This is a genomic window from Bacteroidales bacterium (assembly GCA_021157585.1).
Lineage (GTDB): Bacteria > Bacteroidota > Bacteroidia > Bacteroidales > UBA12170 > UBA12170.
On the sequence record JAGGWH010000121.1, the window covers coordinates 33179 to 54808 of the forward strand.

21 protein-coding genes are annotated in these 21630 nt (G+C 33.0%); 17 read left to right on the forward strand and 4 right to left on the reverse strand.

Going from position 1 to position 21630, the window contains the following annotated elements:
- Positions 1-13: 13 nt before the first annotated feature.
- A complete protein-coding gene (locus J7K39_08415; GenBank protein MCD6179914.1) occupies positions 14-1027 on the forward strand; it encodes a DUF4837 family protein in 1014 nt (337 codons plus the stop codon).
- Here the strand turns inward: J7K39_08415 and J7K39_08420 are convergent.
- On the reverse strand, positions 1024-1794 hold the full coding sequence (locus tag J7K39_08420) for an SDR family oxidoreductase (GenBank protein MCD6179915.1): 771 nt from the start codon (positions 1792-1794) through the stop codon (positions 1024-1026). The two genes, J7K39_08415 and J7K39_08420, sit on opposite strands and share 4 nt — an antisense overlap.
- A 211-nt stretch (positions 1795-2005) precedes the next feature.
- Positions 2006-2758: a YebC/PmpR family DNA-binding transcriptional regulator gene (locus tag J7K39_08425; GenBank protein ID MCD6179916.1), complete on the reverse strand. Its 753-nt coding sequence runs from the start codon at positions 2756-2758 to the stop codon at positions 2006-2008.
- Between the two features lie 112 nt (positions 2759-2870).
- On the opposite strand from J7K39_08425, the gene J7K39_08430 reads away from it, so the two are divergent.
- The 11 genes from J7K39_08430 to J7K39_08480 all read left to right on the forward strand — a co-directional run bounded on the left by J7K39_08430 (position 2871) and on the right by J7K39_08480 (position 13907).
- Entirely contained in the window at positions 2871-3359 is a 489-nt protein-coding gene (locus J7K39_08430; GenBank protein MCD6179917.1) for a PspC domain-containing protein, read from the forward strand.
- 12 nt (positions 3360-3371) lie between these two features.
- Positions 3372-4319 carry a hypothetical protein gene (locus J7K39_08435; GenBank protein ID MCD6179918.1) on the forward strand — a complete coding sequence of 316 codons (948 nt, stop codon included), beginning with the start codon at positions 3372-3374 and terminating at the stop codon, positions 4317-4319.
- A 446-nt stretch (positions 4320-4765) separates the two neighbouring features.
- Positions 4766-7159 carry a type I DNA topoisomerase gene (gene topA / locus J7K39_08440; protein ID MCD6179919.1) on the forward strand — a complete coding sequence of 798 codons (2394 nt, stop codon included), beginning with the start codon at positions 4766-4768 and terminating at the stop codon, positions 7157-7159.
- A gap of 80 nt (positions 7160-7239) precedes the next feature.
- Positions 7240-8421 carry a formimidoylglutamase gene (locus tag J7K39_08445; GenBank protein ID MCD6179920.1) on the forward strand — a complete coding sequence of 394 codons (1182 nt, stop codon included), beginning with the start codon at positions 7240-7242 and terminating at the stop codon, positions 8419-8421.
- 179 nt (positions 8422-8600) lie between these two features.
- On the forward strand, positions 8601-9473 hold the full coding sequence (locus tag J7K39_08450) for a prephenate dehydratase (protein MCD6179921.1): 873 nt from the start codon (positions 8601-8603) through the stop codon (positions 9471-9473).
- Between the two features lie 239 nt (positions 9474-9712).
- A complete protein-coding gene (locus tag J7K39_08455) occupies positions 9713-10021 on the forward strand; it encodes a DUF5320 domain-containing protein (protein MCD6179922.1) in 309 nt (102 codons plus the stop codon).
- Positions 10021-10242 (forward strand): hypothetical protein, encoded by a 222-nt coding sequence (locus tag J7K39_08460; GenBank protein MCD6179923.1) that lies wholly within the window; start codon positions 10021-10023, stop codon positions 10240-10242. The genes J7K39_08455 and J7K39_08460 overlap by 1 nt, the downstream gene beginning before the upstream one ends.
- Before the next feature lie 2 nt (positions 10243-10244).
- Positions 10245-10628 (forward strand): VOC family protein, encoded by a 384-nt coding sequence (locus J7K39_08465; protein MCD6179924.1) that lies wholly within the window; start codon positions 10245-10247, stop codon positions 10626-10628.
- 2 nt (positions 10629-10630) lie between these two features.
- Positions 10631-11512 carry a DUF89 family protein gene (locus J7K39_08470; GenBank protein ID MCD6179925.1) on the forward strand — a complete coding sequence of 294 codons (882 nt, stop codon included), beginning with the start codon at positions 10631-10633 and terminating at the stop codon, positions 11510-11512.
- A complete protein-coding gene (locus tag J7K39_08475) occupies positions 11499-13355 on the forward strand; it encodes an FAD-dependent oxidoreductase (GenBank protein MCD6179926.1) in 1857 nt (618 codons plus the stop codon). The genes J7K39_08470 and J7K39_08475 overlap by 14 nt, the downstream gene beginning before the upstream one ends.
- Positions 13356-13460: 105 nt before the next feature.
- Positions 13461-13907, forward strand: a complete 447-nt coding sequence (locus J7K39_08480; protein ID MCD6179927.1) for a CGGC domain-containing protein — start codon at positions 13461-13463, stop codon at positions 13905-13907.
- Between the two features lie 4 nt (positions 13908-13911).
- Here the strand turns inward: J7K39_08480 and J7K39_08485 are convergent, their stop codons facing one another.
- A complete protein-coding gene (locus J7K39_08485; protein MCD6179928.1) occupies positions 13912-14907 on the reverse strand; it encodes a tRNA-dihydrouridine synthase in 996 nt (331 codons plus the stop codon).
- A 218-nt stretch (positions 14908-15125) separates the two neighbouring features.
- Between J7K39_08485 and J7K39_08490 the strand changes: the two genes are divergently transcribed.
- The 3 genes from J7K39_08490 to J7K39_08500 all read left to right on the forward strand — a co-directional run bounded on the left by J7K39_08490 (position 15126) and on the right by J7K39_08500 (position 17873).
- Positions 15126-15572, forward strand: a complete 447-nt coding sequence (locus tag J7K39_08490; protein ID MCD6179929.1) for a hypothetical protein — start codon at positions 15126-15128, stop codon at positions 15570-15572.
- Positions 15573-15709: 137 nt separating this feature from the next.
- Complete coding sequence (locus J7K39_08495) at positions 15710-16558, forward strand: alpha/beta hydrolase (protein MCD6179930.1); 849 nt, start codon at positions 15710-15712, stop codon at positions 16556-16558.
- 34 nt (positions 16559-16592) lie between these two features.
- Positions 16593-17873, forward strand: coding sequence for a dicarboxylate/amino acid:cation symporter (locus J7K39_08500; protein MCD6179931.1), 1281 nt, complete (start codon positions 16593-16595; stop codon positions 17871-17873).
- A 9-nt stretch (positions 17874-17882) separates the two neighbouring features.
- On the opposite strand, the gene dnaB is transcribed toward J7K39_08500, so the two are convergent.
- Positions 17883-19409: a replicative DNA helicase gene (gene dnaB / locus J7K39_08505; protein ID MCD6179932.1), complete on the reverse strand. Its 1527-nt coding sequence runs from the start codon at positions 19407-19409 to the stop codon at positions 17883-17885.
- Positions 19410-19792: 383 nt separating this feature from the next.
- On the opposite strand from dnaB, the gene J7K39_08510 reads away from it, so the two are divergent.
- The gene (locus J7K39_08510) at positions 19793-20512 is read left to right on the forward strand and encodes a hypothetical protein (GenBank protein MCD6179933.1); all 720 of its coding nucleotides are present in this window, start codon (positions 19793-19795) and stop codon (positions 20510-20512) included.
- 21 nt (positions 20513-20533) lie between these two features.
- Positions 20534-21403: a ChaN family lipoprotein gene (locus J7K39_08515; protein ID MCD6179934.1), complete on the forward strand. Its 870-nt coding sequence runs from the start codon at positions 20534-20536 to the stop codon at positions 21401-21403.
- The last annotated feature ends 227 nt before the right edge of the window (positions 21404-21630 follow it).

The window sequence follows — 21630 nt, forward strand, 5'->3', positions numbered from 1 at the left end:
AAAACAATAATCTATGAAAAAGAAATTCGTTTATTTATTCTTATTTGTTACTGGCATTTTAAGCCTAAATTCCTGTAGTGAAGATTCTAAAAACCCTAAAGGAAAACACCCATCTTCCGGAGGTCCTAACGAAATGCTTATTATCACACAAAATTTAGGACAATGGGAAGGTGAAATAGGCGACAGTATTCGTGCTGCTTTTGGACAAGATATGCCGGTTTTATCTATTCCGGAACCCGAATTTAATTTAGTAAACATTAATATAAAATCTCTTGAAAAGAAGATGTTTAAAACACATCATAACTTATTCATTATTGATATTAACAAAAAATTTCCTAAAGCATATACGGAAACTAAAAAAGACTTATGGGCAACACCACAAATGGTTGTTAAAATAAATGCTCCATCCATTGAAGCATTTATCGGGGAGTTTGAAAAAAATAAAAAAACTAATCTTGAATTATTCCGAGAGAATGAGAGAATTAGGATTATTAAATCATATGCTTCAAGATTTAAAAATATAAATGCAGTACGCGATTTACGCGAAAAATATAATTTGGAAATGAATATTCCAAAAGGGTATCAAATAGCGGTATTAGAAAATAATTTTGCTTGGATTAGAAAAGAGACTACAACTAATTCTATGAATATATTAATTTATACAGTTCCCTACTCTGATACCAATGTTTTTAATCCAAATAAAATTAAGCAAAGCAGAAATCTATTAACTAAAGTAAAAATTCCAGGTCCAACAGATGAGTCTTTTCAGAAAATCTCTGATGAATATATTCCGGTTCAAAGTCGGCGTATAAATTTTAACGGTTATTATGCAACTGAATTACGTGGTTTATGGGATTTAGAAAACGACTTTATGGGAGGTCCGTTCTTGTCTTATACTTTTGTTGATGAATCTCAAAACAGACTTATTACAATAGACGGTTTTATGTATGCTCCTAAACAGAAAAAAGCAGTAATGCTAAGGGAGTTAGAAGCTATTTTGTGGTCGACGAAATTAGTTAAAAACTAATCCTTCATCATTTTAGCAGCAACTTTAATTGCCAATTTGCGAGGTGAAAAGCGAAGCATAAAAGTTAAGAAACGGTTGTTGGAGCCATAAATTGCTAAGGTTTTTCTTTTCATCATAGCCTCAAATGCAAATTCAGCTACTACAAAAGATAGGGGAGCTCCTTTAAATATTTTATTAGAATTATTCATTTTTGCCTTTTCTTGAAATTCGCTTAGTGTTGCTCCGGGACAAACGGTAGTAACGTGGACTCCTAAGGGTTTTAGTTCGTATGCAAGAGCTTCGGAAAAGTTTAGGACATATGCTTTAGTAGCTGCATATACGGCAAAATTAGGAAGGGGTTGAAAAGCAGCTGTTGATGCAATATTTAAAATATGTCCAAAGTTATTTTCTACCATATGAGGTGCAATTAACCTGCATAATTTGGTTAGGGTGAGCATATTCAAATGCATCATGCTTTCAAGTCTGTTGATGTCTTCTTTGTGAAAATCGCCAAAATCGCCAAAACCCGCATTATTTACTAATACATCAATATATAAATTTTTCTTTCGGATAATGTCCATCAATTGTTCCGCGCTATCGGGTTTAGACAGGTCTAAACTAATAACAATGGCATCGATAAAGAATTCTCTTTTTATATCTTCAGCTAAATAAATAAGTTTCGATTCTCTTCTGGCAACTAAAACCGGTCGGTATTTCTTCTCAGCAAAAACTAAAGCTAATTCTTTGCCTATACCACTTGAGGCTCCTGTAATAAGTGCTGTTTTCATAAGTAAGTATCTAGTTAAGACAGTATTAATAAATTAAACTAAAATAGACTTAGAGTGTGAAGGGTGATAAAGTTTGTGTACGAATATAACAATTTTAACCGTATAAAATAAACATCGGTAATATTCTATAGAATAAACTTATTCTTTATATATACACTTTAGGAAAGAACGACACTCAAAAGCACAATGAAATTTATTTTCAACTATTTTTTTATTCTTCTTCTTCTAATGCTTTCTGCAAATCATCAGTCATTTCCAAATTGTGGAAAACATTAACAACATCATCATCTTCTTCAAAAGCTTCTATCATTCTTAATACTTTTTTAGATGTTTCTACATCGAGAGACTCTGTATTATTTGGAATGCGTTGTAACTCAGCTGTTTCGGGCTCTATATTTAGCTCTTCAAGTTTTTTCATCATATTGCCAAAATCTTCCAAATTAGTGGTGATAGTAACTATTCCATCTTCAATTTCAAAATCTTCGGCTCCGGCATCAATAATTTCAAGTTCTATTTCATCTATATCTAAATCGCCAATAGGGAAAGAAAAAATGCCTTTTCTATCGAAGATAAAACTTAAAGAGCCGTTTTTTCCTAAGCTTCCTGAATATTTATTAAATATTGCTCTTACATTAGAAACGGTACGCTGTGTGTTGTCTGTTGTGCATTCTACAAATACGGCAATTCCGTGAGGAGCATAGCCTTCATAAGTTAGCTCAACATAATTTGCGCCATCCTTATCGTCACCTTTTTTAATTGCTCTGGCAACATTATCTTTAGGCATACTGGCAGCTTTTGCTAAAGTAATGGCTAAACGTAAACGCGGATTACTATCCGGATCGTTACCGCTTTCTTTTACGGCAATTGTTATATCTTTTACTAATTTACTAAAAAGCTTAGATCGTTTTGCGTCGGCAGCTCCTTTTTTTCTCTTTATAGTTGACCATTTACTGTGACCTGACATATTAAAATAAATTTATGTTGATTCTTATTTATGCCGTAAAATTACGAAAAAATAATAGTTGTAACCACAATAAAAAAACTACGTCATAGAAGCGAAACAAAAATTATTTATCATGGAACCAAAAAAGTTAAGAAGAAGTTATAAGGATAAAACAATTGGAGGTGTCTCAGGTGGTTTAGGTGAGTATTTTACAACCGATCCGCTTATTTTTAGAATCCTTTTTATTGTTTTACTTTTTAGCGGGGGAGGAGGTTTTATTATTTATTTATTAATGTGGATATTTATTCCATTAGACAAATCAGAATATGGAGATAGTTTTGGTAATTCAACAAATGAGGAAAATGAAGCTACAATTGTTGATGATGATTCTAAAGAAAATAAATCGTCCAATGGAAGTATTATAGGAGGCTCTATTTTGATTGTAATAGGATTATTTTTCTTGCTCGATAATCTATGGCCATGGTTAGATTTTGCAGATCTTTGGCCTATTGCTTTAGTTGTTGCCGGTTTAGCAATTGTTAAAATGAATTATACCGGAAAAAATAATGATAATAAAGATGATAATAAAAATGATGACGCAGAACCTTCTGCAGAGTTATAAAAAATATACACTATGAAAAATAAAAATGTTTTTTGGGGAATACTTTTAGTTGTAATCGGAACCCTGTTTATTTTTGATAACTTAGGGTGGCTCCATTTTAGTTTTAGAGCTATCTTTGATATGTGGCCTGCTCTGTTAATTCTTTGGGGAATTTCTATGCTGCCAATAAAAGGAGGATTAAAAACTACCTTGTCGGTTGTAACTGTAGTCTTAGCTATTTTAGTGGGTTCTACCCGTGATTATAGCAGCAATCATTGGCCAACTATGTTAAGCAGACATGTTCATCATGCTAGAGGTGTTGACTGGGATGATTATGAAGACGCCAAAAGCGCAGATGACAATACTTACACCTATAAGTTTTTTGAAGATTATGAAGAATCTATAGATGTAGCTATTTTAAATATGGATATTGCTGCCGGAAAGTTTCGTATAGAAGATACAACTTCCTTTTTAATTGACTTTGAAGCTGAAAATAATTTGGGTCAGTATAAAAAAGAGATAATGAAAAATGGCTCTACTACAGAAATATATGTTAGGCTCGAAGATGGAAAATTTAGATCGGGAACCAATAAAAATCACGCATATATAAAATTAAATACTCATCCTTTATGGGAAATGAAATTAGATGTTGGTGCAGCTGATTTTGTTGCCGATTTACGTGATTTTAAAGTAAGAAAAGTAGAAATTGATGGAGGAGCTTCGGCTATTAAATTAAAAATTGGCGATAGACAAAACGAAACAAATATTGATATTGAATCGGGAGCTTCTGCTGTTAAGATTTATATCCCTGAATCAGCAGGATGTGAGGTGATAAGTGATATAATGCTTTCTGATTTAGACCTAAATGGTTTTATAAAAGAAGGAAAAATATATCGTACACCTGACTTCGATAATAATAAACAAAAAATATATATACGATTAGAGGCAGCTATTTCTGCTTTAAATGTAATTCGTGAATAGTTAATTGTTAGAGATTAGACTTATTTTGAGGCTGTTTAAGATTAGATTAAACAGCCTTTTATTATTAATCTTTTTCTGTCTGACTTTGTCGAAAAACAAATTTTTGAATTTCTATTCTGAATATAAAAAGCTTAATTTCTATCATACTAATTGCGTAATTATTAATAAACGAATTCTTTTTTTTCTTTTATAGGTCGTTAAAAAATCATTAATATATTTATTTTTAGAGATTAAAGACAAGGATTAACTACCAAATTATCAGGCATTTATCTATTTAATAACATTTGTTTAATAATATAAAAGTTCACAAAATTCAATGTAACATTTGGATTAATAGGAATTTTATGTGTTATTTTGCCGAAAATTTAAACCAATAACAAATTTGATTTTTATCTCATACCACTCATTTTTTGTTAAAAATCACTTAATAAATATAAAGGCTTAGAATGGCAAAAAATTTAGTAATTGTCGAGTCTCCTGCTAAAGCGAAGACGATAGAAAAAATTCTCGGGAAAGATTTTCTTGTTAAATCCAGCTTTGGACATATTGCGGATTTAGCCAAGAAAAATTTTGGTGTTGATATTGAAAATGGATTTAAACCCAATTACGAAATATCTGCTGATAAGAAAAAAGTAGTTGCCGACCTTAAAAAGGAAGCTAAGAAAGCAGAGACTGTGTGGTTGGCGGCGGATGAGGATCGTGAAGGAGAGGCTATTGCTTGGCACTTATTTAATCAATTGGGGCTGAAAAAAGAAAATACCAAACGTATTGTTTTTCATGAAATTACAAAAAGTGCAATTCTAAATGCTATTGAAAATCCACGCGATATAGATATTAATTTAGTAAATGCACAACAAGCCAGAAGAGTATTAGATCGTTTGGTTGGTTTTGAAGTTTCACCCGTTTTATGGCGTAAGGTAAAACCTTCACTTTCTGCCGGTCGTGTACAATCTGTTGCTGTACGTTTAATAGTGGAAAAAGAGGAGGAGATTAAGAAATTTACTATCACTTCTTCTTATCGGCTTACTGCAAAGTTTTATACCGATGATTTGAAAAAAGAATTACTCGAAGCGGAACTTCCAAAACGTTTTAAAACTAAAGAAGAGGCGAGGGCTTTTCTTAAAGATTGTTTAAGTGCAAGCTTTACCGTAAAAAATATAGTTAAAAAACCCGGAAAACGAAGTCCTGCAGCTCCATTTACAACTTCGACTTTACAGCAGGAAGCTAGTCGGAAAATGGGTTATTCGGTTAGTAAAACAATGGTGGTTGCTCAGCAGTTGTACGAATCAGGTAAGATTACTTATATGCGTACAGATTCGGTTATTCTTTCGGGTCAAGCTATTGGTCAGGCTAAAGCTATGATTAGCAATACTTATGGCGAAGAATATTCTAAAACGCGGCAATATAGAACTAAAAGTAAAGGAGCACAAGAAGCTCACGAGGCTATACGTCCAACAAATCTTGGTAAAAGTACAATTAGTGGAGATAGTGCTCAGCAAAAACTTTATAACCTTATTTGGAAACGTACAATTGCCAGTCAAATGGCAGATGCAATTATTGAAAAAACAAATATTGAGATTGAAATATCTGAAAAGAAAGAAATTTTATCTGCTAAAGGTGAGGTGGTTACATTTGATGGCTTTTTAAAAGTTTATATGGAATCTTCCGACGATGAAAACGGAAAGTCCGGTGAAGTCAAAGGAATGCTTCCGGTAGTTAATAAAGGCCAGTTGCTTAACTTGTTTGAAATGAGTGCAATTGAGCGCTTTGTTCAACCCCCTGCTCGTTATACAGAAGCCAGTCTTGTTAAAAAACTCGAGGAGTTGGGTATAGGAAGACCGTCAACTTATGCTCCAACAATTTCGACTATCCAAAAAAGACAATATGTTGAAAAAGGCGATAGCGAGGGTTTTGAGCGTGAATATCAATTGATTTGCTTAAAACAAGCTCAACTAAAAGAGAGTATTAAAAAGGAAAAAACAGGTAATAATAAAGGAAAGTTAATACCTACTGATATTGGTATTTTAGTAAATAAATTTCTAACGAATAACTTTACCGATATTATCGATTTTCAATTTACAGCCAAAGCCGAAAAAGAGTTTGATGCTATTGCTGCCGGCAAAAAAGAGTGGAATAAAATGATAGGTAGTTTTTATCATCCATTCAAAAAACGTGTCGATAATGCAATGGAAAATGCTGAACGCGAAAAAGGTGAACGCCTTTTAGGTGTTGATCCAAAATCAGGGAAAAATTTATATGTAAAAATTGGTCGTTATGGAGCAATGGCACAACTTGGCGAAAGTTTAGATGAAGAAAAACCTCGTTTTGCAAGTCTTAAAAAAGGTCAGTCTATAGAAAATATCAGCTTTGAAGAAGCTATACGTCTTTTTGATTTTCCTCGTTCGCTTGGTGTTTACGAAGACTCGGAAATGACAGTTGCTATTGGCCGTTTTGGTCCTTATGTAAAGCATAATGGCTTATTTGTTTCTTTGGATAAAACCGATAATCCGGCAACTATTGACGCAGATCGTTGTATAGAACTTATAGAAGCTAAACGCCAGAAAGATCGCGAACGTTTTATTAAAACTTACGACGAAGATATTGAAATACAAATACTTAAAGGTCGCTGGGGCCCGTATATTTCTTATAAAAAGAAAAACTATAAAATACCTAAAACAGTTGATGCTGCTGAACTTAAATACGAAGAAGCAGTAAAACTTATTGAAAGTCAGCAAAAAGGTAAGGGAACAGCAAAAACTAAAAAAGCCACGGCTAAAAAAACAGCAAAAAAAACAACGACTAAGAAAAAGTCGGTAAAATCAACAGCTAAAAAGAAATAGAACCTTATTTTTTTGATAAAGATTTTGTTTAAACAAAACCTTTTTCTAAAATTTGGGTATAAATAGTCAAATTTCTCACTATGGATATTTCGCTATACTTTGAACCAATAAATACAGAATATTTTCTGTATCGTCAGTTTGAAGAAACCAGAAGATATGGTAATATAATTCCTCGCTACGATGAGCAAGGTGTTTTTCCCGATTTATCAAAGGCAAAGATCGCCTTGATAGGTGTTGGTGAAGAACGAAATGCTATCAATAATAATGGTTGTGGAAAAGGGATGGATAATATTCGAAATTATTTTTATTCGCTTTTTGCAGGCGATTATAATGTCGAAATTGTTGATTTAGGAAATATCAGAATAGGACACGATGTTAAAGATACCTATTATGCATTAACTACTGTAACGGCTTATCTGCTTGAAAATAGTATTGTTCCAATTATTATTGGAGGAAGTCAGGATTTGACTTTTGCCAATTATCAGGCTTATGAAAATTTAGGTCAGATTATAAACATTGTTTCTGTAGATAATCAATTTGATTTGGGGGAAAATGAGAACGATTTAAATGCTAAATCATATCTATCAAAAATAATTCTTCACCAACCAAACTATTTATTTAATTATACCAATTTAGGTTATCAAACTTATTTTGTAAACCCAAGCGCAGTCAAGTTGATGAAAAATTTGTTTTTTGATACTTATCGTTTAGGAAATGTACGTGCAAAAATGCAAGAGGTAGAACCAATGGTTCGCAATGCCGATATGATAAGTATTGATATTTCTGCTATTCGTCAATCTGATGCTCCAGGTAATGCTAATGCTACTCCTAATGGCTTTTATGGAGAAGAGTTGTGCCAGATTACACGTTATGCCGGACTTAGCGATAAACTTAGTTCTATAGGGTTTTATGAGTATAATCCCGAGATGGACGCAAATGGTCAAACGGCTCATCTAATAGCTCAGATGATGTGGTATTTTATTGATGGCTTTTATTCGAGATTAAGTGATTTTCCCGTTAATAAAAAGAGTCGAGAGTATAAAAAGTTTATGGTTAAGCTTAGCGACAGGGAAGATGAATTGGTATTCTTTAAAAGTAAAAAAAGTGATCGTTGGTGGATGGAAGTAGATTGTGCTGCAACAGTAAAAGCTAAATATGAACGACATTATTTGGTTCCTTGTTCTCAAACCGATTATGAATATGCCTTGGAAGACGATGATATTCCTGATCGGTGGTGGCAGGCATATCAAAAATTGATGTAATTCACTTTTTTCGATTGCAGTTTCAAGAAATCTATTACATTAGCAAAAAAAATTACAAATGTTTACGGTTACTAACTTTCGATTTTTATTTTGTTTTAAAATTAAAGCCTGAGGACGAACCGTATTTTATCTATAAAAAAATATAAAGTCCTAAATAATTAGGGCTTTTTTTTATGCCTATGAATGAAAAAATTAGTGTAGCTATACAAGGAGTTAGTGGAGCATTTCACGAAATTGCAAGTCGCCAATATTTTAACAAACAGCAAGTCGAAATAATTCAGTGTTTGTCTTTCAATGATTTATTTGATACTCTTCTTTTAGATGAAGCTGAGTATGGTGTTATTGCAATTGAAAACTCTGTTGTTGGAAGTATCATTCCCAATTATGCGCTTTTGCGAGAGTCTAAACTAAAAATACTTGGTGAAATATTTTTAAGAATAGAGCAACACCTAATAGTATCAAAAGGAGAAAAACTAGAGAATATTAAAGAAATATATTCACATCCGATGGCTCTTGAGCAATGTCTCAATTTTTTAAATCCACTACGTAGGTCAGGAGTTAGGATACTGGAAGCAGAAGATACAGCGTTAAGCGTTAAGCGTATTGCCGACAACAACTTAAAAGGGGTTGCTGCTATTGCCAGTGATTTGGCAGCAGAAATATATGGATTAGAAATTTTGCACAGAGGAATAGAAACAAATAAAAAAAATTACACTCGTTTTTTGGTAATTTCTAATGAGAAAAACTATTTAAGGCATCAAGAAAACATTCAAAAAAATAAGGCCTCTCTTTGTTTTCGCCTGCCTCATGAAGAAGGAAGCTTATCGCAGGTTTTATCTGTGTTGACTTTTTATAAAATAAATCTTTCCAAAATACAATCGCTTCCTGTAGTCGGTGTAGAATGGGAATATCTATTTTATATTGATCTGGTTTTTAGTAATTATGATAAGTATAAACAAGCTTTGACAGCTATTTTACCTTTAACAAAAAAGTTGACCATATTGGGCGAATATCAAAAAGGAAAGCGCCCCAAAGAGAACACGATAAAATAGATTACATCCTCCTTTTTTACATATCTAAAAAAAATAAATATAAATTGCTATTTTTCTTGCATTATGCACATATGTTCATTATATTTGCACAGCAGTTTACGTAAACTACTATATTTTTTATAAATTTAGTATTAATAATTATGCAATAATACGTGGGAATGTACAATGCTAATCAGTGAATCAATAACTTGATTGATAATTAATTACCGTGGATATTGCATGCAAAATAGGAGGTTATTATGCCAAGAGGTGATAGAACAGGCCCTAATGGAGCTGGTGCAATGAGTGGACGCAGAATGGGATTTTGTGTCGGAAATAATGTTCCCGGATTTTTAAGTGATGAAACAAATTTTCGCGGACAGAGGGGCTTTGGATTTCGACATGGATACGGAAGAGGAGCTTACCAAGGTGGCGGATACGGATTTCGTAATACGCGAGGATTATTCCCATCAGAGCCAATTGATAAAAAATCATTACTCGAAAATCAAATTGAAAGTTTAAAAAGTCAGCTTAAAGAGCTGGAAAGTCAATTTAAAAATTTAGAATAATGGGTTTATTTGGACAAGGAAAAGGCCTTGGAAAAGGCGGAGGCAGAGGACGAAATAAAGGTGGTGGATTTGGTACAGGAGGGTATTGTGTCTGTGCAAAATGTGGTGAAAAAGTCCCACACAGTCAAGGAACTAAATGTACCGATATTAAATGCCCGGCTTGTGGACATGTTATGGTACGAGATGAATTGTTGGAGCAAAAACAGAATAAAAGAAGTTGAAAATGAAGCTTCATCATTTGGCTTTAACTATTCAGAATGAAAATGAAGTTCATGAGTTTTATGAAAATATACTTGATTTTCACCTAGTCCTGAAATTTAAGCTTGAAGCAGACTGGAGTAGTAAAATATTCAATATAAATAAGTCTGCTCAAGCATTTTATTTAGAAGGGCATGGCTTAGCTTTGGAATTGTTTATCGATGAAGAAAAGAAACAGCATAGTTTTAATCATTACTGTTTAAGTTTTCCCGATAGGGAATCGTTTGTTAAAAAAGCCAAAGCAAACAAAGCTATAGTTGTTAGAATTCCAAGGGGTTCTAACGACTTAATATTTATTAAAGATTTAAGTGGAAATGTTTTTGAAATAAAAGAAGATATTAAAGACTAAATATGAGGACTTACCTAGACTGTATTCCTTGCTTTATGCAGCAAACATTACGTGCCGGAAGATTAGCGACTAACGATGAGGATAAAATTAAGCAATTGCTTGATGAAACCGGCGATTTGATAAAACATATCCCTATGGATAAAACTCCGGCTGAAGTTGGAGAAATTATTTATGCAAAAGTTCGTGAGATTACGGGTGTTTACGATCCATATAAAGAAATAAAAGTTACAAGCATTGCCGAAGCTAAGGTAATGCTTCCTACTCTTAAAGATATTTTAGAAAAATCTGAAAACAGACTTCTTACCGCCATTCGTATGGCGATAGCCGGAAATATTATAGATTTTGGAATGAGTAAAGAATTTAATCTTACCGAGGATGTTTATCGTATTTTAGGACAGGATTTTGCTCGTTTTGATTTTGAAGAATTTCAAGATCATTTAAATAAAGCCGAAACAATATTGTATATTGGGGACAATGCAGGCGAATCGGTTTTTGACAGAATTCTTATAGAAGAAATGGCGAAGAAAACATTTTATGCTGTACGTGAAGTTCCGGTAATAAATGATGTTGTAATTGAAGATGCTATCGAAAGTGGATTAGGTGATGTTGCAGAAATTATCTCCTCCGGCAGTCATGCTCCGGGAACCATTCTTTCTACTTGTAGTCCCGAATTTAATCTGCTTTTTAAAAATTCCGATTTAATCATTAGCAAGGGACAGGGTAATTATGAGGGCTTATCCGATGAAAAAAGATCAGTATTTTTTATGCTCAAAGCTAAATGTCCTGTTATTGCAAGAGATTTGGGTGTTAAAGAGAATGACATCGTTCTAAAAGGTGTGAATATTGATAAAACCAAAAAACAAGAAACATATGCTACAACTTAAGAATCAATTTATTATGGCTCCCATTAAGTTGGGATATAGTGATGGAAAAGGTAATATTACTTCGAAACATTTAGATTTTTATCTGCAACGATCTTCATATCTTGGAGCTGTTACATTAGAGCCGTTATATATGCATCCGAGTTTACGCGAATTACCAACGCAATTAGGGCTTGATTCTGATGAAAAAATTCCTGCTTATCAGGATTTGATAACTGAGATGCACAAAACAGATACTAAAGTCATTGCACATATCAATCATCCGGGAAGAATGGCTAATCCTAAAATTCCGGGAAATATTTTCTTGTCGTCTACAGATAAAGCTTGTTCAAATGGTGGAGCAACTCCTATCCGCATGGATAAAAAAATGATGAAAGATGTTTTGCAAATGCATGTTGCGGCATCATTAAGAGCTCAGAAAGCCGGTTTTGATTTTATCGAAATTCAATTTGGACATGGATACCTTATGGCTCAATATTTATCGCCTAATGTAAATGATAGAACAGATGAATACGGTGGCGATTCAGAAAACCGTATGCGTTTTCCTTTAGAAGTTTTATCTGCTGTTAAAGCAAAGGTTGATATTCCAATAATTGTTAGAATAAGTGGTGATGAGATGATTACTGATGGCTTTCATCTGCCTGAAATGATTGTTTTTGCGAAAAAGCTTGAAGAAAAAGGTGCAGCAGCAATTCATGTTACGGCGGGTTCGGCTTGCTCAACGCCACCTTGGTTTTTTCAACATATGTTTATTCCAAAGGGTAAGACTTGGGAAATGGGAGCTAAAATTCAAGAGAAGCTTGATATTCCTGTAATTTTTGTAGGTAGAATTAATTCTCCAAAAGATATTCATTTTTTAGAAGAAAAATATAATGCAAAATATATAGCATTAGGTCGCGCTTTAGTTGCCGATCCTGATTTTGTAGGTAAATATCTTAATAAACAGAAAGGCCAAATCCGACCTTGTCTTGCGTGTGCCGAAGGATGTTTGGGAGGAGTTAAACAAGGAAAAGGATTAGGTTGCGTTGTAAATCCATTGGTAAACACAGGACTTTCTAAGCCTTCAAAAGCTAATCAAATAAAAAAATATGCTGTTGTTGGAGCAGGTTTAGCTGGGATGCAATCGGCTATTACACTCAGAGAGCGTGGTCATACTGTTGATTTATATGAAAAAAATGAAGCCGGTGGGCAGTTTAATCTGGCATATCTTCCACCAAAAAAAGAGAGCTTAAAAGAGATAGTTGATTATTATAAACAAGAATTAATAAATCAAAATGTAAATCTCATTTTAAAAGAAGCAAAGGCGGAAATACTTAATGAAAATGATTATGATGCTGTTATTATGGCAACGGGTGCAATACCTGCAATTCCTCCAATAAAAGGTTTAAAAGAATATTATTGGACTGAGTTTTTAAATGATGATCAATTACCTAAAAATGAAAAAGTATTAGTTGTTGGCGGTGGACTTATAGGATTGGAAGTGGCCTCTAAGCTTATTGAAGGGAATAATAAAATAATAGTCGTTGAGATGCTTGAGGAAATAGCCAGAGGTATGGAAATGATTGAAAAAGCATTAACGGTAAAACGTTTAAAAGAGAATAAAGTGGAGATCTATTTAAAGCATCAAGTTGTAGAAATAGATGGTGAGAGGGTTTTGCTAAAACACGAGGATAAAGAGATAAGCCTTAACGGTATTCAAAAAATAATTATTACTACGGGAATGAAAAGTTTTGTTCCATTAGTTGATGAGCTCTCAATACCTGTCTATACTATTGGCGATGCTAAAAAAATAGGTAAGGCACAAGAGGCCATACATGAAGCTTATGAATTGTCGCTAAATCTATAAATTAATCAATATGAATTGGGTCTCTATCCGTTAGTTGACGGATAGGACGGGCTGCATCCCGAAAAATCGGGATAGGCTCTGACTAAAACACAAAATTATAATCATATGAAAAAGACCAAACTTGGAATTATTATTTGCGATCGTTATAAAACCTGTGCAGGAGGAAAATGTTTTCGCTCTCTACAAAAACGCGAAGGTGCTTTTGATATTTATGCTAAAGACGAAGATGTTGAATTGGTTGGCTATACCACTTGCGGTGGATGCCCGGGAGGAAATATAGAATATGCTCCCGAAGAAATGAAAAAAAATGGTGCTGAAGTAATTCATTTAGCAACCGGCTTTGTGGTTGGTTATCCTCCCTGTCCTTATATCGAACATTTTAAACAATTTATTCCTGAAAAATATGGGATGAAAGTTGTTGTTGGAACTCACCCTATTCCTGAAAAATATAAGATTACTCACGAGGCATTAAAAACTTGGAATTCTGCTGAGTGGCAAGAAAATATTAAGCCAACAATGGCTGATGAAAAAACACGTTTGGATTATAACTAAAAAATTAAAAGAGATTTGATTTTTTGAAGTCGATAATGATTTTTTCTACTTCTTCTAAATTGTTAGTCTCCATTAATTTAGCACGTAATACAGCGGCTCCGTTAAAATCGTTGATATATATTTTGAAAAAGCGTTTTAATACTTGAAAATTTCTTTGCTGTCCCCAGGTTTTAATGTATAAACGACTATGTTTTAGCAGAATATTTAATTTATCATTGATAGTTGGATTGGCATCAGGATTAAAAAACCAAGGATTTTGGAAAATACCACGTCCAATCATAAAGCCGTCTATTGGGTATTTAGAATGTATTTTTCGAGCATCATCCATAGAAAAAATGTCGCCATTACCAATAATTGGAATATGAGGTTTTAATTTATTTCTTACTTCTAATGCTTTTCCCATTTCTTCCCATTCTGCCGGAAAATCAGTTTGCATTTTTTGTGTGCGTGTATGTAAAATTATTGCTGCAGGATCTTGTGATAGTAAAAAACTTATCCAATCCTCGGTAATATGTTGACTAAATCCTGTTCTTGTTTTAACGCTGACAGGTAACTTCGTTGCTTCTTTTGTAGCTTGAATAATTTCACCTGCTAAATCAGGAAATTTTATTAAAGCAGAACAAGAACCTTGTTTTACAACTTTTTTTACAGGGCAACCCATATTGATATCAATACCATCAAAACTGTAATTTTCATCTATATATTTTGTGGCTTCATAAAATTTTTCCGGTTTGTTACCCCAAATTTGAGCTACTAACTTTACATTTTTTTCTTTGAGTAATTTCTGTTCGGAATGGCTTACCAATAAACGACTCTTTACTTTATCTCTTCCAATAGGATGGCATAAACCATCGGTATTGGTAAACTCGGTATAAAGAACTTGTAAATAATCGGGATGACTAAGATGTAGAATGATCTCCCTGAAAGCGGTATCGGTTACGTCTTCCATAGGAGCCAGCAAAAAGCTATGAGTTTTTATTTCATTCCAAAAATTCGACATCTTATTTATTTTTTTGTTTGCAAAAATAAGATTTATTTTTTTTGAAAATAGATTTGTTTCTATTATAAAAGTATTGTCGTATACCTCTGTAAGTCGTTAAATTCGTAGGATTTAAAAATTATTAACATAAGTTAAAAAAGTTTTTCATTACAATTGTTTTCAATTCTATTAGATGTTTTATATATTTGATTTTTATTTTATTTAAAAAAGGTACTACTATGGCAGAATTTTCATTTAAACAACTAATTTACGGGGGAATGATTTCGATAGCAGGAGTTGACGGAAGTGTGACGTCGACAGAGACGAAGCATGTAAATCAGGTTTTTGATAAATACCTTAAGATGAGTGGTGGTGAAAGAAAAGAAGTACTTGCTATTTGGGATAGTAGAGGTGAAGAAGCTTTTACGGAGTTACTTATAGAAGAGCTCAAGGCTTTCCCTAAGCGTGACCAGATTGAAGCCTTTTCTTATATCATGAAATATATCAGTTGGTCTAAAACACAATACAACCAAAGTAAGCAGAAAGCGGTGAAAGGGGTTGATCCGATTCGTGCAGAAATGGAATTGTATCATAAACGTGCAGAATATATTATGCGTTCTTTAAGCTTTTCGGCTAAAGAATATGCAACCACTACACGTACCGCACGAGGTCAACAAAAACGTTAAACTTATACTGATAAAAAAACAGCCGGTCTTTTTAGATCGGCTGTTTTTTTATATTTGAAAAGGGAATAACATTTGTTATTATACCAATAATAAAACCAAATCATTGATATAAATTGTTTCTTATATTTGCTGAAAAAATGTTGCACTCGCGAAAATTTTATTATTCCCTCTTTGTTATCGGTGCTCTTTATATTTTAATTGTACAACAGTTTTTTAAAAATGAAAATCGTTTTATTTTTCAATCTCCAACTTATACAAGCGAGCTTAAATATTCGTTTAATGTCGATTTTCAAGAGCTTAATTTATCTATAAATAAAGAATTAGTTCTTCATGGGATTTGGTTTAAACATAAAGAATCAAAAGCATTAGTACTTTTTTTTCCTGATACCGATATAGATATCAGGCAGTTAAAAATGGAAGAAAATCATTATTACGCTCAAGGTTTTGATGTTCTTATGGTGGCTTATCGTGGAACGGCTGAAAGTTTAGGAAAGCCTAATAATGAGAATGATCTTTTTTCAGATGCGCAGCAGTGGTATAAGTTTGCGAAATCACAGTTTTCTGAAAACAATATTATTTTGGTAGGCAGTGGATTTGGAAGTTCTGTTGCAGCACAGCTTGCCGGAAATAATATGCCAAAAGCTTTAATCCTTGAAAAGCCCTATTTCTCTTTTGGTGATTATCAATCAAAACATAAGTATTGGTGGTTGCCATATTCTTATTTTACTTCATTTCATTTAAATACTTGGGAATATGTTCGTAAAACAAAAAGTGAAATAATTTTAATTCAAGACGAAACGAAAAAGGATAAAAAAGGATGCTTAACGGATTTTCTTAAGCAATCTGATAAAGTATATTGGTTAAAGAATAGTAAAGATGTTTATTTTAGTTTTCAAGCCGACAAAGCCATATTCTATAATGAAATTCTACAGGCGCTTTTATATTCCATTGAGTTTGAAAATTCAATTATTTTAAAAATACAATAAAGCAACTAACTTTGAATTGCCAATAATTTAAACAATGAAAAAGAAAAAACTAGCCCTACACTGGAAAATTTTAATAGGAATGCTTCTTGGTATTACCTATGGACTAATTGCTGTAAATTTCGATATGGAAGGCCTTACCCGAGACTGGATTAAGCCTTTTGGTACTATATTTATAAATCTGCTTAAGCTTATAGCCGTTCCTTTAATATTATTTTCGTTGGTTAGTGGAATCGCAAACTTGAAAGATATTTCAAAACTTTCTCGTATGGGTTTAAAAACAGTAGGAATGTATATTTTGACTACCGTGATAGCAGTATCTTTAGGTTTGCTTTTAGTAAATCTTATTGATCCGGGAGCTTCTTTTCCTCAAGACGAACAATATAAATTTGAGGAGAGATATGGCTCTGATGTGAGTAAAAAGCAACAAGATGCGGCCTCGGTTAAAGACGAATCGCCTATGCAGTTTTTAGTTGATATGGTTCCTAGTAATTTGGTCAGTGCTATGTCGCAGAATTCGCGTATGCTTCAAGTTATCTTTTTTGCCATCTTTTTTGGGGTCTCTATTATTTTATTACCCGAAAAAACTACAGAACCTGTAACTCGCTTTTTTGTTAGTATGAATTCTGTGATTTTAAAAATGATAGATCTGATTATGGAATTTGCTCCTATAGGTGTATTTGCTTTGCTCGGAGCAATAATTGTGGAATTAAAAGGCGATTCGGCATTATTTACATCTCTTGGGCTTTATGGCTTAACAGTAGTTTTAGGATTGTTTCTGATGATTTTTGTTGTGTATCCTGTTTTCCTAAAACTATTCACTAAAATTAGCTATCGCGATTTTTATAAAGGAATTGCTCCTGCTCAAATGTTAGCCTTTTCAACAAGTTCTAGTGCTGCCACATTACCTGTAACTATGGAATGTTGTGAGAAAAATCTTAAAATTTCTAAAGAAGTTACCAGCTTTGTGCTTCCTATTGGAGCAACAATAAATATGGATGGAACTAGCTTATATCAGGCTGTTGCGGCTGTTTTTATTGCTTCTGCTTTTGGAATGGATTTAACACTTGGACAACAATTAACCATTGTTCTTACAGCTACTTTGGCGTCTATTGGTTCTGCTGCCGTACCGGGGGCGGGAATTGTAATGTTAGTAATTGTATTAACTGCTATTGGAGTTCCAACGGAAGGGATTGCTTTAATTTTTGCTGTTGACAGACCTTTAGATATGATTCGTACTATGGTAAATGTTACCGGCGATTCAACAATTTCAGCAATTATTCATAGGATGGAAGCAAAAAACGGAAATTTAGTTTAACAATTCAGATTAATAAGGATTATCCGTATCATCATCATTCATCCGCGATTGTCTGGTCATTGTCATAGGCGAATATTCATTGCTAAATTCATCAGATGGAGATAAACTGGAGAGCGATCCACCGGATAAGTCAAAAGGTACATCATCAACAAATTTTGTGTATTGACCGATAAATTTAAGGGTAACAGAATCGAGAGCTCCATTTCTATGCTTAGCAATAATTATTTCGCCTTTACCTGTTGTGTCGCTTCCTTGTTCGTCTTCTGTAATATCGTAATATTCAGGTCGATAAATAAATATTACCATATCGGCATCTTGCTCAATAGCTCCGGATTCACGTAAATCTGATAGCTGAGGTTTTTTTGAACCTCCTCGTGTTTCAACAGATCTGTTTAATTGCGAAAGTATTAAAACAGGTACATTAAGCTCTTTTGCCAAGGCTTTTAACGAACGAGAGATTGTGCTGATTTCCTGCTCTCTGTTTCCTGTCCCGTCTCCACCACGCATAAGTTGAATATAATCAATTACAATAAGCTCAATTTTATGCTGCTCTTTTAATCTACGACATTTTGCACGTAACTCAAATACAGAAAGTGCGGGAGTATCATCAATAAAAATAGGAGCTTCAACTAAAGATTTTATACGCTCATTGAGTTGAGTCCATTCGTGATCTGCCAATTCTCCCTTTTTTAATTTATTAGAAGTTATCTCCGCTTCTGAAGAAATTAAACGAGTAGTTAATTGTACGGCCGACATCTCAAGTGAAAATACAGCTACAGGTCTTTTTGCCATTGCAGCATTTCGAGCCATGGTAAGTGCAAAAGCAGTTTTTCCCATACCCGGTCTGGCAGCAATAACAATTAAATCAGATTTTTGCCAACCGGCAGTAAGTCTGTCTAATTCGGTAAATCCCGAAGGGATACCACGTAAACTGCCTTCTGAATTTTTTGCGGCTTCAATTTCATCATAGGCTTCTTTAACTAGACTTTTCATATCCAGAGATTCTCTCCGGAAATTGTTTTCGCTAATATCAAACATCTGTTGCTCTGCCTTATCCAGTAACTCAAAAACATCGGTTCCGTCTTCAAAAGCATCTTTAATCGTCTCTGACGAAACGCGAATCAGCTCTCGTTGTACAAATTTTTGCATCAAAATACGAGCGTGATATTCAATATTTGCTGAGGAGGCAACTCTATTAGTTAATTGAGTAATATAATATGCACCTCCAATTTCTTCTAATTCGCCTTCAGATTTTAACTTATTCGATACTGTAAGAATGTCAATAGGTTCTGTACTTGCAAAGAGATTTTGTATTGCTTTAAAAATTTTTTGATGCGCTTGTTTATAAAAAACCTCAGGGTGTAAAATGTCAATAACAGCAGTAAGTGCATTTTTTTCTAACATCAAAGCACCTAAAACAGCCTCCTCAAAATCTAATGCTTGTGGTGGTATTTTCCCTGAACTGGTCATAAAATTACCACTTAAGGCATTAGTTTTTTTAATAGCTGTATTTTTTCCTAAGTTTTTTTGATCCATAAGTGTAAAAATAATTTTATCCTCAACCTAAGTTGATAAACATATTCTTTTGATTTCCAATTAGCAAACTTTTTATGTCATGAATTGATAACAGCTTGTAAATTTAGCTAAAATAATCAGCTGACTCAAAAAATTAAAATATTAGTTTGAACAATATCACTTTTTGCGGGATAAAAATACATATAGTTGTATAAAAGATTGAATATCTGTTACTTTTATCAATGGCATTTTGTATTTGATAGAAAGGAGATTTTGCAGATAATTCTAAAAATAAACCTATAAATGTGGTGTTTGGAACGACAATCAACAGATATAATGGTTTTAGTATTTTATTAACAAGCCTTTAAAAGAAAAATTCTTTACTTTGTTAAAAACATAAATAAATGAAGAAAATAATTTTTTCTCTCCTTATGCTGATTACGCTAATTGCTTGTGAAAATAGCCCTAAGTCTTCAGATAAAGCAGTAGAAATAAATAACAAAGTAAATAATGAAATTAGAAGTTTTGTTGTTTTAGAAACTATAGATGTAGCTTCTTATGTCTATATTTTGGGTGAAGAGAATGGAGTGAAATATTGGTACGCCACTAATGTTTGTGATGTCCATAAAGGAGATACTTTCTTTTATGATGACCCTTTGGTGATGAAAGATTTTTACAGTAAAGAACTCGACCGTCCTTTTGATGAGATTTTATTTTTGTCGAGGATTGTAAAAAATCCTGCCGAATTAAATAAACCCAAAACCGAAACTGTAAGTAAGACAAATGGGAAAATAAAAACAAAACAAATAGAGATAAGTATTGATAAGCCCGATAATACAATTAGCATTGCTCAACTTTTTAAACAAAAAGATGTGTTTAAAGGGCAAGAAGTAATTATTAAAGGAGAAGTTGTAAAGTTTAGTCCTCAAATTATGAATACAAATTGGATTCATATTCAAGATGGAACCTCCTTTAATGGTAAATATGATTTAACTATTACTTCTCAGGAAAATGTTAATGTAGGTGATATTTTAACTTTTAAAGGTTTCATAGCCGTTGACAAAGATTTTGGTTATGGTTATTTTTATGAGTTTCTGATGGAGGAAGCTGAAATTATAGAATAAATCGTTTTAAAAAAAGACAAGATGCAAAAAATGAAAATTAGTTTTTTAGTGTTAGCTGTTATGGTTTTAGTTGGATTCAAATCCGATAAACCCGCCTATCGTTTATATTCTAAAGAAGGTAAAGCCGTTAAGTTTGATAAAATGCTTGATGCTTTGCAAGAGGCTGATATTGTGTTTTTTGGAGAGTTGCATAATAATCCTATTGCGCATTGGTTGGAATTTGAATTAACAAAAGAATTATTTGCTGTAAAAGGCGATAAGCTGGTTTTAGGTGCTGAAATGTTTGAAACAGATAATCAACTCTTGATTGATGAATATCTTAGTGGCGATATAAAACAATCTAATTTTGAAAAGGAAGTTCGCCTGTGGAATAACTATAAAACCGATTATAAACCTTTATTGGAATTTGCGAAAGATAGTAGCTTGCGCTTTATCGCAACAAATATTCCACGTCGATATGCTGCCGTAGTTAACAGTAAGGGTTTTGAGGGTTTAGATGCTTTATCGGAGGAAGCAAAATCTTATATTGCACAACTTCCGATAGCTTACGATGGAGAACTTTCCGCCTATAAAAATATCTTGGAAATGATGAAAAATATGCCACATGTTAATCCAAATCTTCCAAAAGCTCAAGCTGCTAAAGATGCAACTATGGCAGAGTTTATTCTTAAAAACTGGTCGGAAGGAAATTTGTTTTTACACTATAATGGCTCTTACCATTCCGATAATTTTCAGAGTATATTATGGTATTTATATCAGGCTAATCCAACATTAAAAATTTTAACTATAAGCTGTGTTGAGCAAGAGGAAATAAATAAATTATCGGAAGATAATTTGGATAAAGCCGATTATATTATTGCTATTCCCGAAACTATGACTAAAACATATTAAGTGGTTATATGCAAGTTGAAGTTTCCACAAAACACAACCTATTGAAAAAATTGAAAGTATAAGTATTTATTTTATTAAAAAATGAATAAAAAAGTTTTATTTTTGATATGAGGAGGCTTAATTGAATTTAAATTTCAATACATATAAAGCAAATAAATATACGAGTAAATCTCAAATTAAATATGGTGATTGTCCATAAAACTAAATTAGGGATATTAAATAATTTA